We start from the raw sequence: 17,394 nt of genomic DNA, 5'->3' as shown, positions 1-17,394 counted from the left end.
CCCCGCGCCGGGCGGGCCGCCGCCCGGCGAGCCCGACGCCGCTATCGCGCCAGGACGCTGGCGGCCTGCTTGGTGGTGGCGACCGCCTGGCCCACCTGGGTGATGGCGGCGGTGATGTCGCCCAGGTTGCGGGTCACGGTGTCCACCGCCATGGCCGTCGTCTGCATGTTGTTCGACATGTCGCGGGTCACGGCACTCTGCTCCTCCACCGCGCTGGCGGTGGAGGCGACGTATTCCCGGACCACGCCGATGGACTGGCGGATGGCGGACAGGGCGCCGACCACGTCCTGGGACACGCCCTGCATGCCCTCGATCTCCTCGGAGATCTGCTGCGTGGCGCTGGCGGACTGGTTGGCCAGGTTCTTGACCTCCGTCGCCACCACGGCGAAGCCCTTGCCGGCGTCACCGGCCCGCGCCGCCTCGATGGTGGCGTTCAGGGCCAGCAGGTTGATCTGCCCGGCGATGGTGCGGATGACGTCCACCACCCCCTCCATCGAGCGCGCGACCTCCGTCAGGCGCTGGGTCGCCAGGTCGGCATCGCCCGCCAGGGCCGCCGCCTGATCGGCCGCCGTGCGCGACTGGGTCATGCTCTGCGCGATTTCACGGATGGAGGCGGCCAGTTCCTCGGCGCTGGACGCCATCATCTGGACGCTGCCGCTGGTCTGCCCGGCGGCGGCGGCGGCATCGCCCGCCTGGCGGGTCGACCGCTCCACGGCCTCGTCGATCTCGCCGAAATTCTGGTCGATCAGGACCTTGAGGTCCGCCAGCATCCGGATCTGGCGGTTGATGTCGGTGGCGTACTTGACGACCTTGAACGGGCGGCCGTTGAGATCGAGGATGGGGTTGTAGTTGGCCTCCAGCCAAACCTCCCGCCCGCCCTTGCCGATGCGCCGGAACTGGCCCGTCTTATATTCCCCCCGCCGCAGCGCCTCCCAGAACTGGCGGTAGTCGGCGCTGTCACGCTGGGCGGGGTCGACAAAGATGGAATGATGCCGGCCCTTGACCTCCGCCAGCCCATAGCCGACGGCCGACAGGAAATTGTCGTTGGCGTCCAGGATGGTGCCATCCATCGCGAACTCGATGACGGCCTGTGACTTGCGGATGGCGGCGATTTGCCCCTGGAAGTCGGCGAACTGCTGCTTCTGGGCGGTCACGTCGGTGGCGTATTTCACCACCTTGGTCGGCCGGCCGTCGGCGCCGAGGATGGGGTTGTAGCTGGCCTCGATCCAGATTTCCCGGCCGTTCTTACCGATGCGCTTGAACTGCGCCGCCTGGAATTCCCCCCGCCGCAACGCGCCCCAGAACCGTTTGTAATCATCGCTGTCACGATAGGCGGGATCGACGAACATGGAATGATGCCGGCCCTGGACCTCGCCCAGGGTATAGCCCAACGCCTTCAGGAAGTTGTCGTTGGCCGTGATGACCGTGCCATCCAAGGAGAATTCGATCATCGCCTGCGACTTGCTCAAGGCCGCCAGCGTGGCCAGGGCATTCCCATGTTTCTTTGACGATAGGAGCATAGGTTTCCCAAAAGTGAGGGTTGGATGAGAAGGGGCGATCGTCACGACGACGCCCATGGCCGCGTCGATGCCGGGCGCCCCTGCCTTGGGCGCCTGAACGCGGATAACCATTGGATATTTAATAAATACTTTTATCTTAAAATTTTATTAATTTGGCGACAAAATCACCCGCCGATGCTGTCGGTCCACCTCTGATTAAATAACGCCTTTTGGAACGCTCGATTTGCATTGAAGACGGGCGCATTCTAAATTCCGGCGCCCGCCATCGGCATTCGGGCCGACATATGACCGGGGAAACGACATTGGAAGGACGACCGCGATAACTATGGCCAACGCGCCAAGGCCATGCGCCTTCCCAACCAATATAATAAGTGCGGGCCCCTGGGGCGCCGGGATCGAATATAAGCCTGACGCTTCTCCTTAATTTCATTCAAGGCGCACGCCCAGGGGCGGGCACGGACGCCAGCCAAATACAACCGGCACCACGTTAACCATGTTATGTTTCCCATTCCGCGAGGGGCGGGCGCGCCCGTTGGAAAAGGGAGGAGAGGCAACCCATGAGGTGGATTTTAGTTGAGTTTCCAGACATTGGAAAGGGCAAAAAGCCTTCGCCTGCCATTTCTGCGGATCAAACCGGCATGATAAGTTGCGTTTCTGAATTTTTTCGTTTGAATGCAAACCCTTATGCCACACCTGAAACGCCGCCTCGATATTGAGAATCGGGTTTCCAGATATGGCTCAGATTCTAAAACCCAAGAACGCCTTCGCGGAACGCCTGATCGCGGCCCGGGGCGCCATGCATCGCGCGGAGGCGGCAAAGGCGCTGGGTATCCACATCGGCACCATGGGGGGCTATGAGCGCGGCACCAGTTTTCCGCCCCACAGCTTCCTGGTGGCGATCCGCGCCCTGTACGGCATTTCCCTGGACTGGCTGATCACCGGCGCGGGCGAGATGCGGCCATCGGCCGCCCAGCCCCCCGCCCCCGACCACGCGGGCCAGCAGCCCCCCTTGGACCGGGGCCGGCTTAGCCTGATCCTGGCCAATTTCATCGAAGCGACCCGGCGCGAACCGGCGATGCTGAGCCAGTCCCCCCAGGAACTGGCCGCCTGGATCATCGAGGGGTATGAGTGGCTGGCCAAGGCCCCGTCATCCTGAACCCGCGACCGCCCGCGTGCCCCCGGCGTCCACGCGCGGAGGGACGGCCCCGGCGGCATGGCCGCCAGGGCCCCACCCTCACTGCGGGATCATGCCGGTGAAGACATAGGCCTGCAGCAGGGTGATGACGCCCACGATGCAGACGAAGAACAGGCTGTGCTTCAGCGTGAAGCGCAGCAGGGCGGACTCGCTGCCCACCAGGCCGACGGCGGCGCAGGCCACGGCGATGCTTTGCGGGGAGATCATCTTGCCGGTGACGCCGCCACTGCTGTTGGCCGCCACCAGCAACAGGTCGGACACGCCGATCTGCTGCGCCGTGGTGGCCTGCAAGGCGCCGAACAAGGCGTTGCTTGAGGTGTCGGACCCGGTGAGGAACACCCCCAGCCAGCCCAGGATGGGCGAGAAGAAGGGGAAGCCCTTGCCCGCCTCCGCCAGCATCAGGGCCAGGGTGGAGGACAGGCCCGAATAGTTGGCGATGTAGGCGAAGGCCAGGACGGAGCCGATGGTGACCATCGGCCACTTCAGCTCCACCAAGGTTTCACCAAAGGTGCCCAGCGCCTTGGCCGGGCTGTAGCGCAGCACGATCATGCTGAGCAACGCGGCGATCAGGATGGCGGTGCCGGTGGCGGCCAGCACGTCCAGCTTGTACTGCGCGGCATAGGGGCTGGCGGCCTTCACGATGGGGGCCACCTTGGTCACCAGGTTGTGCAGGCTGGGCACGTCGAACAGGAACACCGTGTCGGACAGGCTGCCCCCCTTGCCGAACAGGGCCTTGAAGGGCTTCAGGCTCCAGATCGTCACGATGACGGTGAGGATGAGGAAGGGCGACCACGCCTTGATCACCTGGCCGGGGGTGTAGATCCGGGCCTCCTGCTCCACCACGCTCTGCTCCTTGAAGCGGAAGATGGTCTTGGGCTTCCACACCTTCAGGAAGGCCGTCAGGCACACCAGGCTGATGAGGGCGGAGATGATGTCCGGCAGTTCCGCGCCGATGTGGTTGGAGGTGAAGTACTGGGCGACGGCGAAGCTGACGCCCGTCACCAGGATGGCGGGCCAGGTTTCCTTCACGCCCTTGACGCCGTCCATGATGAAGACCAGCCAGAAGGGCACGAACACCGACAGGGCCGGCAGCTGCCGCCCGGTCATGGCCGCCACCTTGTAGACGTCCAATCCTGAGACCTGGGCGCCGACGATGATGGGCGTGCCCATGGCACCGAAGGCCACCGGGGCGGTGTTGGCGATGAGGCAGAGGCCGGCGGCGTAGAGCGGGTTGAAGCCCAGGCCCGCCAGGATGGCGGCGGTGATGGCCACCGGCGCGCCGAAGCCCGCCGCGCCTTCCAGGAAGGCGCCGAAGGCGAAGCCCACCATCAGCATCTGCAGCCGCTGGTCCTCGGTGATCGAGATGACGGAGGCGCGGATGATGTCGAACTGCCCGGTCTTCACCGTGATCTTGTAGAGGAAGACGGCGGCGATGATGATCCAGGCGATGGGCCACAGGCCGTAGAAGAAGCCGTAGACCACGGCGGCGATGGCGGACGAGGCCGGCATGCCGTAGGCGGCGATGGCGATGACCAGGGCCAGCAGCACGGTCAGGCTGCCGGCGACATAGCCCTTGAGCCGCAGGACGGCCAGCGCGACAAGGAAGAAAATGATGGGCAGCGACGCGACCAGCGCGGACACCACCATATTCCCGAACGGGTCATAGACCTGGACCCAAGGCTGCATGGCCTTCCCCCCCTTTTGTTGTCAGATCGGCGACGCGAAGGCAGGCGGGTGGGCGGCTGGGCCGGTGCCGGGAACGGATGATCGCCACGGGAGGAGGATGGGGCCCGCCCCGCTCATGGACGGCCCAGCCCCTCCTGGGCGGCATCCCGGCGCCGGGGACCCGGAGCGGCCGGTACCCGCCGGCGTTCTCACTGTCCCTCAGGCACGTAACAAACAGGCGCTTGCACTATCGGTTCCCGGTATCGCCCGGGCTGCTGTCTCCCTGGTCAAATTACTGTACCATGGATACCATGATGGATAACCCGCGCGCCCGGCGGGCGCAAACGGAAAAGTCGGCCCTAATCCAAGGTCTTGGTTTTATCGCCGGTCACGGGGCGGGTCCGGCGAGGATCAGGCCCCCTGGGGTGGGAGGCAGGGCGGCCAAGGCATGGGTTACCCCCTTTGAAGTAGGCGGGGTGCGTCCCCGCGCGGCCTGAGGCCCTGGCCTTGGTAAAATGATTTGACCAAGATTTATGCTTGGTAAAATATGCCCGCGACAATTTCCCCACCGGCCCGCCGCAATCGGGACGGAGGGGCACCTTCTCCTGAAAGGGACGCGCTTTTGACCGCCGCCACGTCATCCCCCGCCACACCGGCCCCGAAGTCGGCCCCAAAGCCGGACCCAAAACCGGACAGGGTCTATTTCTTCGGCACCTGCCTGGTGGACATGCTGTATCCGGAGGCCGGACTGGCGGGCATGGACCTGCTGCGCCATGCCGGGGTGACGGTGATCTTTCCGGAGGGGCAAAGCTGCTGCGGCCAGCCGGCCCGCAACTCGGGCTATCTGGAGGAGGCCAAGGCGGTGGCCCGGGCCCAGCTGGACGCCTTCCCCGGCGACCTGCCCATCGTCGTGCCCTCCGGGTCCTGCGCCGGGATGATGAAGACCCACTACCCCCACCTGTTCGAGGGCGACCCCGACCAGCCGCGCGCCATCGCCTTCGCCGCCCGCATCCATGAGCTGACGGCCTTCCTGGTCAATGTGTTGGGTGTCACTCTTCAGGACAAGGGTGAGCCGATGACCGTCACCTGGCACCCGTCCTGCCACTCCCTGCGCGAGATGGGCGTGACCGATGAGCCCAAGGCCCTGCTGCGCCAGCTGGCCAACGTCACCCTGGTGGAGAACAGCCGCGAGCGGGAATGCTGCGGCTTCGGCGGCACCTTCGCCGTGCGCCAGGCGGCGGTGTCCACCGCCATGGTGGCGGACAAGCTGGCCAGCGTCCGCGACACCGGGGCCGGCACCCTGCTGTCGGGCGATTGCGGTTGCCTGATGAACATCGGCGGCCATGCCGAGAAGGTGGGCGACGGCACCCGCTGCCGCCACATCGCCGAATTCCTGATGGAGCGCTGTCATGCACGCTAAAGGGGGGGTGGCTGATGGCGGACACCATCCAGAGCATGGCCCCCGGTTCGCTGAAAGGGCGCCGGACGCGCTGAACAACCCGCAACTGCGCCGCAACTTCCGCCGCGCCATGGACGGCCTGATGGCCAAGCGCGCCGCCCAGTTCCCGGATCCGGCCTATTGGGCCGAACTGCGGGAACGGGGGGCGGCGGTCAAGGCCCGCGCCCTGTCCAAGCTGCCGGAATTGCTGGAGCGGCTGGAATCCAACCTGACCGCCAACGGCGTCCAGGTGCATTGGGCGGAGACGACGGACGAGGCCAACGCCATCGTCCTGGACATCCTGCAGCGGGCGGGCGCCCGCACCGTCATCAAGGGCAAGTCCATGGTGTCGGAGGAGATGCACCTGAACGCCCATCTGGAGCGGCACGGCATCGAGGCGGTGGAATCGGATCTGGGCGAATACATCATCCAGCTGGCGGGGGAGACGCCATCCCACATCGTCATGCCCTGCATCCACAAGAACAAGGATGAGATCTCCGACCTGTTCGCGGAGAAGATCCCCGGCCTGGGCCGCACCGGCGACGTGGATGAGCTGACCGCCGCCGCCCGCCGGGTGCTGCGCGACCGCTTCGCCAGCGCCGACGCCGGCATCTCCGGCGTCAATTTCGCGGTGGCGGAGACGGGCACCCTGGTGCTGATCGAGAATGAGGGCAACGGCCGCCTGTCCACCACCCTGCCGCCCCTGCACATCGCCGTGACCGGCATCGAGAAGGTGGTGGAGACGCTGGACGATGTGGTGCCGCTGCTGGCCCTGCTACCCCGCTCCGCCACCGGCCAGCCCATCACCACCTATGTCAACATGATCAGCGGCCCCCGTAAACCGGGGGAGAAGGACGGGCCCACCGCCGTGCACCTGGTGCTGCTGGATGCCGGGCGCAGCCGCGTCTACCAGGATGTGGAGCTGGCGGACACGCTGCGCTGCATCCGCTGTGCGGCCTGCATGAACCACTGCCCGGTCTATACCCGCGTCGGCGGCCACACCTACAACGCGATATACCCCGGCCCCATCGGCAAGATCCTGACGCCGCAGCTGCAGGGCCTGGACGCCGCCGGCGACCAGCCCCACGCCTCCACCCTGTGCAACGCCTGCGCGGAGGTCTGCCCGGTCAAGATCCCCATCCCCGACCTGCTGGTGCGCCTGCGTCGCGAGGCGGTGCGGCCGACGGAGGAGACGGCGACGCACCTTCCCGTGGTCAAGGACGGCGGGGCGGAGCGGTCGCGGATGGAAAGCCTGGTCTGGGCCGGCTGGCGCCTGGTCTATACCCGGCCGCTGCTGTACCGCATGGTCACCCGCGCCCTGGCCTGGGGCGGCAACTGGGTGCCGGCCAGCGCCCCCTTGATGCGCGACTGGACCCGGGCGCGGGCCAAGCCGCGCTTCAAACCGCGCACCCTGCATGATCTGGCGCGGGAGCGCGGTTATCTGAACGAGGTGCCGAAATGAGCGCGCGTGAAGCCATCCTGGGCCGCCTGAAGGCCGCCCCCGCCCGCCCCGGCCCCCCCTTGCCGTCCTGGACGCCGCCAACCTATCCGGACAAGACCGCCCGTTTCCGCCAGATGGCGGAGGCCAGCCACGCCGAGATCCATGACGTAACGGCGGCCGACTGGCCGGCGCGCCTGGCCACCATCCTGGGCAATCGCGGCGTGCGCTCCCTGATGGTCGCCCCCGGCACGGCCCGGGGCGACGCCCTGATGCGGGCGGCGGCCGATGGCGTGCCCCTGCCCCCCCTGGTCGCCTATGACCGCGCGGTGGAGGAGTTGAAGGACGCGCTGGTGCACCAGGTGGATGCCGGCCTGACCGGCACGCTGGGCGGCATCGCGGAGACCGGGACCCTGATCCTGTGGCCGACGGCGCAGGAGCCGCGCCTGCTGTCGCTGCTGCCCCCCCTGCACATCGCCGTGCTGGAGGAGGACACGCTGCACGACACCCTGGCGGCCGCGGTGCGGGACGGCGGCTGGGCGGCCGGCATGCCCACCAATGCCCTCTTGATCTCCGGCCCGTCCAAGACATCCGATATCGAGCAGACGCTGGCCTATGGCGTCCATGGGCCCAAGGAACTGATCATCCTGCTGGTGAAGAAGGAAGGGGAGTGAACGGTCATGCCGGATAGCACGTTGGACCCTGCCCTCACCCGTGATTACGACGCCCTGCGCGCCGAGCTGGCGGGCGTGGTGCCGGCCGAACGCCTGATCACCGACGCCCTGCGCCGCCTGGCCTATGGCACCGACGCCAGCTTCTACCGCCTGGTGCCCAAGCTGGTGGTGCGGGTGGACAATGAGGCGGAGGTCAGCGCCGTGCTGGCGGCCTGCCGCCGCCATGGCACGCCCGTCACCTTCCGCGCCGCCGGCACCTCCCTCTCCGGCCAGGCCATCACCGACAGCCTGTTGATGGTGCTGGGTGACGGCTGGCACCGCTCGGTCATCAACGACGACGGCAGCGTCATCAAGGTCCAGCCCGGCATCATCGGGGCGGAGGTCAACCGCCGCCTGGCCCCCTATGGCCGCAAGATCGGGCCGGACCCGGCCTCCATCGAGAGCTGCAAGATCGGCGGCATCGCCGCCAACAATTCGTCCGGCATGTGCTGCGGCACGCATGAGAACACCTACAAGACGTTGCTGTCCCTGCGCTTCATGCTGGCGGATGGCACGCTGGTCGACACCGGCGACCCCGCCAGCGTGGCCGCCTTCCGCGTCAGCCATGCCGAGCTTCTGGCCCGGCTGGACGAAATGGGCCGGCGGGTGCGGGCGGATGAGGCCCTGGCCAACCGCATCCGGCGCAAGTTCGCCATCAAGAACACCACCGGCTACAGCCTGAATTCCCTGGTGGACTATGAGGACCCGGTCGACATCCTGGCCCACCTGCTGATCGGGTCGGAGGGGACGCTGGGCTTCATCGCGGAGGTCACCTACCGCACCGTGCCGGAACTGGCCGACAAGGCCAGCGCCCTGCTGCTGTTCCCCGACGTGGTGGAGGCGGGCCGCGCCGCCTGCCTGCTGAACGGCGGGCCGGTGGCGGCGGTGGAATTGATGGACAGGGCCAGCCTGCGCAGCGCCAAGGGCCAGCCGGGCCTGCCGCCGGAGATCGACAGCATGGGCGACGACGTCGCCTCCCTGCTGGTGGAAACCCGGGCGACCAGCCCCGAAGCCTTGCAGGAGAACATCGCCGCCATCGAACAGCTGCTGACCGGCGTCACGCTGCTGCGGCCGCCGGCCTTCACCACCGACGTGGCCGAATACACCAAGCTGTGGAAGATCCGCAAAGGCCTGATCCCGACCGTGGGCGCCATGCGCCAGACCGGCACCAGCGTCATCATCGAGGACGTGGCCTTCCGCATCGAGGATCTGGCGGAGGCCTGCCACGACATGCGGGCGCTGTTCGACAAGCACGGCTATCCGGACGCCATCCTGATGGGCCATGCCCTGGCCGGCAACCTGCACTTCGTCTTCGCCCAGGACTTCAGCACCCGGGAGGAGATCGACCGCCACGCCCGCTTCATGGATGAGATGGTGCGCATCGTGGTGGAGAAGTACGACGGCTCACTGAAGGCGGAGCACGGCACCGGCCGCAACATGGCGCCCTTCGTCGAGCTGGAATGGGGCAAGGCCGCCACGGCGCTGATGTGGGAGATCAAGCGCCTGCTGGACCCCGCCAACCTGCTGAACCCCGGCGTGCTGCTGAACACCAACCCCACCCTGCACCTGGAGAACCTGAAGCCCCTGCCCCCGGCGCACGCCCTGGTCGACACCTGCATGGAGTGCGGCTTCTGCGAGAAGATGTGCCCGTCGCACGGCATGACGCTGAGTCCCCGGCAGCGCATCACCGGCCTGCGCGAGATCGCGCGGCTGGAGGCCCTGGGGGATGCTGGACGTGACCCGGCGACGGAGTTGCGCGGCCTCTATGACCATCACGCCATCGACACCTGCGCCGCCTGCGGCCTGTGCGCCACCGCCTGCCCGGTGGGTATCGAGACCGGGCAGCTGACCAAGGTCCTGCGCGGCCGGCGCCACGGGCGGACGGCGCGCACCCTGGCCAGCCTGATGGGGCGCCACTACGGCACCGTGCTGGCCGCCACCCGGGGGGCGCTGACCCTGGCCGGGCTGGCGTCCCAGGCCTTCGGGCCAAGGAAGGTGGCCAGCCTGGCCGCCCACGCCCGCCGCCTGTCGGGCGACCGCCTGCCCCATGTCGGCCCCAACCTGCCGGAAGGGGCCAGCATGGCCTGGCTGAAGGACGTGCCGCCGGCCGGCGGCACCGGCGACCCGGTGGTCTACCTGGCCGCCTGCGCCGGCCGCACCTTCGGCCCGGCGGTGGAGGATGGCGAGGGCGATCCCCTGCCCGCCGTCACCCTGCGGGTGCTGGATCGCGCCGGCTATCGCGCCATCGTGCCGGAGGGCCTGACCAACCTGTGCTGCGGCCTCGCCTTCGAGTCCGAGGGCATGGTGGAGGCGGCGGACGCCAAGGCGGCGGAGATGGAGGCGGCCCTGGCCGCCGCCAGCGACAATGGGCGCATCCCCATCATCATGGACGCCAGCGCCTGCACCCAGCGCATGAAGACCTTTCTTTCCGGCCGGCTTCCGGTGCGGGATCTGGTGGAATTCCTGGCCAAGGACGCCCTGCCCCGCCTGAACCCGACGCCGCAGGCGGAGCCCGTGCTGCTGCACCTCAACTGTGCGGCCCGCAAGATGGGCATCGACCCGCAGGCGGCCGCCGTGGCCAAGGCCTGCGCCCGCACGGTGGTGACGCCGGAGCGGGTGGGCTGCTGCGGCTTCGCCGGTGACAAGGGCTTTGTGGAGCCGGACCTGAACGACCACGCCCTGCGCTTCCTGGCCCCCCAGGTTCCGGCGGGCTGCGAGGCGGGGTATTCCAGCAACCGGACCTGCGAGATCGGCCTGGCCGACCATGCCGGCGTGCCCTATCGCCACCTGGTCTATCTGGTCGACCGGGCGACACGCTGACGGGTCTATGCCGACCCAGGCCTCACGCACCGTTGACGGGGCCGCCGCCGCCGCCTACCCATATCGGGCGTCGAAACAGTGCGTCACGAAACCCGCGCGGGCCCTCAACAAGACCGCGCACGAGCGAGAAATCACGGGAGAAGGACCATGACGGCACGGGTTACGGCCGGGCATCTACAGGTGGCGCAGGAACTGTTCGACTTTGTCGAAGCGGAGGTTCTGCCCGGCACCGGATTGTCGGTGGACGCGTTCTGGCAGGGCGTCGACGCCATCGCGCATGAGCTGACGCCGTTGAACCGCGACCTGCTGGCCAAGCGGGACGCCATCCAGGCGCAGATCGATGAGTGGCACCGCGGCCAGAAGGGCAAGCCCTTCGACGGGGCGGCCTATCGCGCCTTCCTGTCAGCCATCGGCTATGTCCAGCCGGAAGGGCCGGACTTCAGCGTCAGCACCGCCAACGTGGATGCGGAGATCGCCACCATCGCCGGCCCGCAGCTTGTGGTGCCGGTGATGAACGCCCGCTATGCCCTGAACGCCGCCAACGCCCGCTGGGGCAGCCTGTATGACGCGCTCTACGGCACCGACGCCCTGCCGGAGGATGACGGAGCGGAACGCGGCAGGGGCTATAACCCCCTGCGCGGCGCCAAGGTCATCGCCTTCGGCCGCACCTTCCTGGACCAGTCCTTCCCCCTGGCCAACGGTTCGCACCGCGACGCCACGGCCTACGCCATCGAGGACGGTGCGCTCATCGTGACGCTGGAAGGTGGAGCCAAGAGCGGCCTGGCCGACCCCAGCCGCCTGGCCGGCTGGCAGGGCGACGCCGCGGCACCCACCGTGATCCTGCTGACCCGCCACGGCCTGCATGCCGAGATCCACATCGATGCCAGCCACCGCATCGGTCGTGAGGACAAGGCCCACGTCGCCGACATCGTCCTGGAATCGGCCATCACCGCCATCATGGATTGCGAGGATTCGGTGGCGGCGGTCGATGCCGCCGACAAGGTGCTGGCCTACCGCAACTGGCTGGGCCTGATGAACGGCACCCTGACCGCCCAGTTCGACAAGGGCGGCCATATGGTGGACCGCCACCTGAACCCGGATCGCACTTACACGGCCCCGGGCGGCAAGACCCTGACCCTGCCCGGCCGCAGCCTGATGCTGGTGCGCAACGTCGGCCACCTGATGACGTCGGACGCCATCCTGCTGGCCGACGGCGGCAACATCCCCGAAGGCATCATGGATGCCATCATGACCGGCACCATCGCCCTGCACGATTTGCGGCGCGAGGGCGTGGGCGACACGCCGGCGGTGCACAACAGCCGGGCGGGTTCCGTCTACATCGTCAAGCCCAAGATGCATGGGCCCGAGGAAGTGGCGTTCGCCAACCGCCTGTTCGGCGCCGTGGAACAGCTGCTGGGCCTGGCGCCCAACACGCTGAAAATGGGCATCATGGATGAGGAACGGCGCACCACCGTCAACCTGAAGGAATGCATCCGCGCCGCCCAGCACCGGGTGGTGTTCATCAACACCGGCTTCCTGGACCGCACCGGCGACGAGATCCACACCTCGATGGAAGCCGGGCCCATGGTGCGCAAGAACGACATCAAGGGCACCGCGTGGATCAAGGCGTATGAGGACTGGAACGTCGACATCGGCCTGCTCTGCGGGCTGAAGGGCCGGGCGCAGATCGGCAAGGGCATGTGGGCCATGCCCGACCGGATGGCGGACATGCTGGCCACCAAGATCGCCCATCCCCAGGCGGGCGCCAACACCGCCTGGGTGCCCTCACCCACCGCCGCCACCCTGCACGCGCTGCATTATCACACCGTGGACGTGGCCGCCCGCCAGGCCGTGCTGGCCGGCCACCGCCGCGCCAAGCTGGAGGATATCCTCACCCCGCCCCTGGCCAATGGGGCGAACTGGTCGGAGGAGGAGATCCAGCAGGAACTGGACAACAACGCCCAGGGCATCCTGGGCTATGTCGTCCGCTGGGTGGACCAGGGCGTGGGCTGTTCCAAGGTGCCGGACATCAACAACGTCGGCCTGATGGAAGACCGCGCCACCCTGCGCATCAGCAGCCAGCACATCGCCAACTGGCTGCACCACGGCATCTGCACCAAGGACCAGGTGCGGGCGACCCTGGAGCGCATGGCCGCCGTGGTGGACAGGCAGAACGCCGGCGATCCGGCCTACACCCCGATGGCGCCGCACTTCAGCAGCAGCATCGCCTTCCAGGCCGCATGCGACCTGGTGTTCGACGGCATCCGCCAGCCCAACGGCTACACCGAGCCCGTGCTGCACCGCCGCCGGGCGGAGGCCAAGGCGCGGCAGGCCGGAGCCTGACAAGCGGGATCTGAGGGAGGGGGCGGAGCGAAGGTTCCGCCCCCTTTTATTTATGCTGTCGGCGCCTTGGCCGGCGGCTGCCACAGTTCGACCTTCACCCCGGTTGGGTCGAGGATCCAGGCGAAACGGCCAAAGCTCTCATCATCCTGGCGCCCGATGGGCTCCACGCCCTCAGCCCTAGCCCGGTCGAGCACACCGTCGATGTCATCGACGATCAGGTTGATCATGAAGGGGTGCGGCGAGGGAGCAAAATGGTCGGTGTCGGCCTTGAAGGGGGTCCAGACCGTGCAGCCCTCGGTCGGATGGGGAAACTTCGCCCCGCCCCACTTGCTGATGGGGAAACCCAGCACCCGCTGATACCAGTCGCTGAGCCCCTTGGGGTCCGCCGTCTTGAAGAAAACGCCCCCGATCCCGAGCACCTTGGCCATCGCCGCCTCCTGGTTGTGGCCGACGCCCGTTCCATCGGCGGCGCTTATGGTACCGCGCTAAGGCGCGCGCGCAAGCCATTCCCTATATTGTCACGCGGACAATATCGCCGTTGAAGAGGGGCGCCGCAGCGCCGTATCGACTGAAACGTCCTTGCACGCGGAAGGGGTCCCCATGGCCGAGATCGACACCACCCCCATGACCGTCAGCCCCGTCACGCTGAAGGGCGCCGTCGTGCGGTTGGAACCGTTGAGCCATGACCATCTTCCGGGACTGATCGCCGTGGGGTTGGATCCCGTGTTGTGGCGGTGGATCCCGACGCCGGTGACGACGCCGGACGAGATGCGCACCTATGTGCGCACCGCGTTGGAGGAACGGGACCGCCATGTCAGCCTGCCCTTCGCCATCATGCACAAGACGACGGGCCAAGTCATCGGCAGCACCCGCTATGGCAACATCGACCGGGCCAACCGCCGGGTGGAGATCGGGTGGACCTGGGTGGCCAGAAGCCACCAGCGCACCGGCGCCAATACCGATGCCAAGCGCCTGCTGCTGACCCACGCGTTCGAAACGCTGGGTGCCCACCGGGTGGAACTGAAGACCGACGCGCTGAACACGCAGTCCCGCGCGGCCATCGCCCGCATCGGCGCCACGCAGGAAGGCGTCTTCCGGTCCCATGTGGTGGTGGCCCCCCGCGTTGGGCCCGATGGACAGATGATACCGGCCCGCCTGCGCGACAGCGTTTATTTCTCCGTCATCCATGCCGAATGGCCGACGGTGAAGGAGCGGCTGGCCAGCCTGGCGCGGCGGGATTGAAGCGCGACGCAAACCCCGTGAAACGCGGGGGATTACCGGGTCCTTGGCGGATAAGCGCGCGCTCATAACATCATCCCGTCGCGCGACTTAGGGTTCAGAGACCTCGACCCGAACTGGAGCAGATCGCCCAAAGGCGAAATCGCCTTGGGGCGTGAAACTGCTTCGTGGACATACCCATCTAAAGCCGGCTGTGGTTCCGATTAAACGCAGCAGGCTATAAACTGCACATAAAGCCAGAATAGTATTTATCACAACCAAATAACGGCTGCATTATCGCTTGATATACTGTGTGTATTTTAACAACTATTAGAATAGCATGTGCCGATTGATATTGAGTTAGATTAATTTATACAGTCATTTTGAATTTACAAAAATGTCCGGCAAGACGCCGGATCGTTAACCCCCACTCACCTCTGAAGGAATAGGTCTCGGCCGCGAGGAAAGCCGCTGCTAATGCGACCTCACGGCCCATAGGCGCGAACTCCGAATTGTGATAAATTATGACTTCGCCAACCACAGATTTGAGCGCCTTTCAAAAATTACCCAATCGGTTGATTCCAGAGGGAAAAATCTCGAATCAACCGCCAAAACGTCGCAATGAACACAAATCATGGAAATCTTTGCCGTATAATCAAAATGACTGCTAAAGACGAAAACAGATGTCAGACCTTCTTTCTCTAATTTTTATTGTAACAATTCTAAACGGAGCCGCCTCAGCTCTGATATGGAATTCTTATCGACATTTGGCTGGCGTACCCACGATCGCGCTAAGTTTTATACTTGGCGCATGCGCGGCCGTTCTGGGGCTTTCGTACGATCCAGGTCCCGGCCTTTTCAAAGGCATGACGGGCTACGCGCCCAATATCTTGATTTTTACCTCACTTGGCCTATGCCTGAACGGCGTCATGATATTCTTGGGACGGCAGCCCCACAAATGGCTACTGCCCTTTTGCATCACTTTCCCAGTGCTCTACTGGCCACTGACACTTTACTTGAGCCCTGAGTCAGGCGCCTCGCGTTCATTATGTTCGGCCCTGACCACCACCATCGCCTTCTCCTCGGTGCTGCCGGCATTATGGCGGGCCCGGGACGAATGTTCCTGGCTACGGTGGACGCTACTACCAGCATCGGTCCTGCACGTGGGAATCCAGGACGCTTGGTCAGTGCATCGCGTGTTTCAGTGGTGGAGAGGAACGGTCGATTCCACCATGTTCTATCCATGGACCGTTGTGGAAACGGGGGTCGCCCATCACCTGTGGTTCATTTGCTTCCTGATCATGCTGGGGGCGCGGCTGCAGAGTAACGTGACGCAACGCAACCGGGAACTGGCACACGAAATTGACAATCGGCGCCACCTGGAGCAGCAGTTGGCGGCGACCCTGGCAGCGGAGCGCCAGATCCACGCCGAGCACCGGCAGTTGCTTGACGTCGTGGTCCATGAGATCAGGACACCATTGGCCGGCATCGACCGCGCGGCGGAAATGTTGCAGGTCGTGCCCGATGGCCTGCCCGAGGTGGGGCGCCGCCGCCTGGGCGCGATACGGGATGGCGTCAGCCGCGTGACCGGCTTGGTGGACCGCATCATGGCCAGCGAGCGCGAGGCGCACATGACGGCCCACCCCCAGCCCATCGACTTGATGGAAGCCATCCAAACCGTGCTTCAGGGGCTTGGCCACCTGAACGCCGAGCGACGGGTGAATATCGTCGCGCCGGATAACCCGATCCTGTTCATGACAGACCCGGGAATGCTGATCGGGGTGTTGCGTAATCTGATCGAAAATGCTCTGAAATACTCCCCCGACGGCACGTTCGTCACTATTGAGACCAATGAAACCGTCGTGGACGTGACCATTCGGATCATCGATCAAGGTATTGGCATTCCCGAAATGGAACGACAGTCCATTGGACGTCGCTTTTACCGCGCATCGAACGCCAACCATCAATCCGGCAATGGGTTGGGCTTGTTCATCGTCCGGCGCTTTCTGGCGGAAATGGGCGGGTCGATCACACATGCCGATGGACCAAACGGGACGGGCACCGCCGCCACGGTGGTGCTGCCCTTGCGTTCCCCCCGTTGGCAGGGCCCGGATCGCGGGCAGGAGAGGCACCATGCATAGCGTTCTGGTCGTCGAGGATGCGGAAGGGCCGCGCAACGACCTTGTCGATTACTTGGTATTGAAAGACTTCAAGGCGACCGGCGTGGGTACGGTGGCGGCCGCTTGGCAGGCGCTGGCGGATGCGCTGCCCGCCGTCATCGTCCTCGACGTCGGCCTGCCGGATTGCCATGGCTTTGACTTCGCCAGGGAAGTGCGCCAACGCCATGGATTGGCCTGCGGCATCATCATGCTGACCGGCCTGAGCAGCGTGGACGACAAGGTGGAGGGCCTCGCGAGCGGGGCGGACATCTATCTTGTCAAACATGCGAGCCTGCGGGAGATCGAGGCCAATATTCGCGGCCTGCTCCGTCGCGTCGGCCTTGAGACCACCCGCGCTGACATCCCCCCCAAGGCGCCCGACGGTGATTGGCGGCTGGATGCAACGACGTGGCACTTATCCTGCCCGCAAGGAACGACGACACAATTGACGGCCACAGAGTACGCCTGCGTGGCCAAACTCCTGGGCAGCCGGGGGACGGCGGTCTCCCGGGCGGATCTCATCGCCGCGCTGGATCGCCCGTCCATGCGATATAATGAGCGCAACCTTGACGGCCTCATCAGCCGGCTGAGGCGAAAGGTGATCCAGTCCGCCGGCCAAGAACTGCCGGTAAGCGTCATATACGGGGTTGGTTATATATTCCGGCCGCTCACGGGGGACGAACCGCAGGCGTCCTAACGCGTTTCGCGCCATCCTTCTCCACGATCCGGTGCCCACGATCCGGTGTGATGCGCGCGCCAGGACGCCAACGCCACCACGGCGGTCGGTGCCATAAACTGTTAGCGGCCGCAGCATGACAGCCATGCGCCACGCATCCCGGCAATCCACGCGGGCGACCAATTTACATGATTGACCGGCACGTCACG

12 protein-coding genes are annotated in these 17,394 nt (G+C 66.0%); 9 read left to right on the top strand and 3 right to left on the bottom strand.

The annotated features are described in order from the left end of the window. Positions 1-41: 41 nt before the first annotated feature. Entirely contained in the window at positions 42-1,520 is a 1,479-nt protein-coding gene (locus tag FHS74_RS06205) for a methyl-accepting chemotaxis protein (protein ID WP_184798566.1), read from the bottom strand. A gap of 733 nt (positions 1,521-2,253) precedes the next feature. Between FHS74_RS06205 and FHS74_RS06200 the strand changes: the two genes are divergently transcribed. Further along, complete coding sequence (locus FHS74_RS06200; protein WP_184798564.1) at positions 2,254-2,676, top strand: helix-turn-helix domain-containing protein; 423 nt, start codon at positions 2,254-2,256, stop codon at positions 2,674-2,676. 78 nt (positions 2,677-2,754) lie between these two features. Here the strand turns inward: FHS74_RS06200 and FHS74_RS06195 are convergent, their stop codons facing one another. Next, positions 2,755-4,401, bottom strand: a complete 1,647-nt coding sequence (locus tag FHS74_RS06195; RefSeq protein ID WP_184798562.1) for a lactate permease LctP family transporter — start codon at positions 4,399-4,401, stop codon at positions 2,755-2,757. A gap of 601 nt (positions 4,402-5,002) precedes the next feature. Between FHS74_RS06195 and FHS74_RS06190 the strand changes: the two genes are divergently transcribed. The 5 genes from FHS74_RS06190 (at position 5,003) to FHS74_RS06170 (ending at position 13,132) form a co-directional block, all read left to right on the top strand. Continuing rightward, a complete protein-coding gene (locus FHS74_RS06190) occupies positions 5,003-5,800 on the top strand; it encodes a (Fe-S)-binding protein (protein ID WP_281384614.1) in 798 nt (265 codons plus the stop codon). Further along, entirely contained in the window at positions 5,790-7,280 is a 1,491-nt protein-coding gene (locus tag FHS74_RS06185; protein WP_246462948.1) for a LutB/LldF family L-lactate oxidation iron-sulfur protein, read from the top strand. Before FHS74_RS06190 ends, FHS74_RS06185 begins: the two co-directional genes overlap by 11 nt. Beyond that, a complete protein-coding gene (locus FHS74_RS06180; RefSeq protein ID WP_184798558.1) occupies positions 7,277-7,930 on the top strand; it encodes a LutC/YkgG family protein in 654 nt (217 codons plus the stop codon). Before FHS74_RS06185 ends, FHS74_RS06180 begins: the two co-directional genes overlap by 4 nt. A gap of 6 nt (positions 7,931-7,936) precedes the next feature. Next, the gene (locus tag FHS74_RS06175; protein ID WP_184798556.1) at positions 7,937-10,789 is read left to right on the top strand and encodes an FAD-binding and (Fe-S)-binding domain-containing protein; all 2,853 of its coding nucleotides are present in this window, start codon (positions 7,937-7,939) and stop codon (positions 10,787-10,789) included. A 147-nt stretch (positions 10,790-10,936) separates the two neighbouring features. Then, the gene (locus tag FHS74_RS06170; RefSeq protein WP_184798554.1) at positions 10,937-13,132 is read left to right on the top strand and encodes a malate synthase G; all 2,196 of its coding nucleotides are present in this window, start codon (positions 10,937-10,939) and stop codon (positions 13,130-13,132) included. Positions 13,133-13,182: 50 nt separating this feature from the next. Here FHS74_RS06170 and FHS74_RS06165 read toward each other — a convergent pair whose 3' ends face one another. Further along, positions 13,183-13,560 (bottom strand): VOC family protein, encoded by a 378-nt coding sequence (locus tag FHS74_RS06165; protein WP_184798552.1) that lies wholly within the window; start codon positions 13,558-13,560, stop codon positions 13,183-13,185. 172 nt (positions 13,561-13,732) lie between these two features. Between FHS74_RS06165 and FHS74_RS06160 the strand changes: the two genes are divergently transcribed. The 3 genes from FHS74_RS06160 (at position 13,733) to FHS74_RS06150 (ending at position 17,206) form a co-directional block, all read left to right on the top strand. After that, the gene (locus FHS74_RS06160; RefSeq protein ID WP_246462947.1) at positions 13,733-14,374 is read left to right on the top strand and encodes a GNAT family N-acetyltransferase; all 642 of its coding nucleotides are present in this window, start codon (positions 13,733-13,735) and stop codon (positions 14,372-14,374) included. Between the two features lie 659 nt (positions 14,375-15,033). Next, complete coding sequence (locus FHS74_RS06155; RefSeq protein ID WP_184798550.1) at positions 15,034-16,491, top strand: sensor histidine kinase; 1,458 nt, start codon at positions 15,034-15,036, stop codon at positions 16,489-16,491. Beyond that, positions 16,484-17,206 carry a response regulator transcription factor gene (locus FHS74_RS06150; protein ID WP_184798549.1) on the top strand — a complete coding sequence of 241 codons (723 nt, stop codon included), beginning with the start codon at positions 16,484-16,486 and terminating at the stop codon, positions 17,204-17,206. Before FHS74_RS06155 ends, FHS74_RS06150 begins: the two co-directional genes overlap by 8 nt. Positions 17,207-17,394: the final 188 nt, after the last annotated feature.

This window comes from Nitrospirillum iridis (assembly GCF_014205765.1).
Taxonomy (GTDB): Bacteria; Pseudomonadota; Alphaproteobacteria; order Azospirillales; family Azospirillaceae; genus Nitrospirillum; species Nitrospirillum iridis.
Note: the sequence above shows the minus strand (reverse complement) of the source record. Positions and strands in the feature narration are given on the sequence as shown.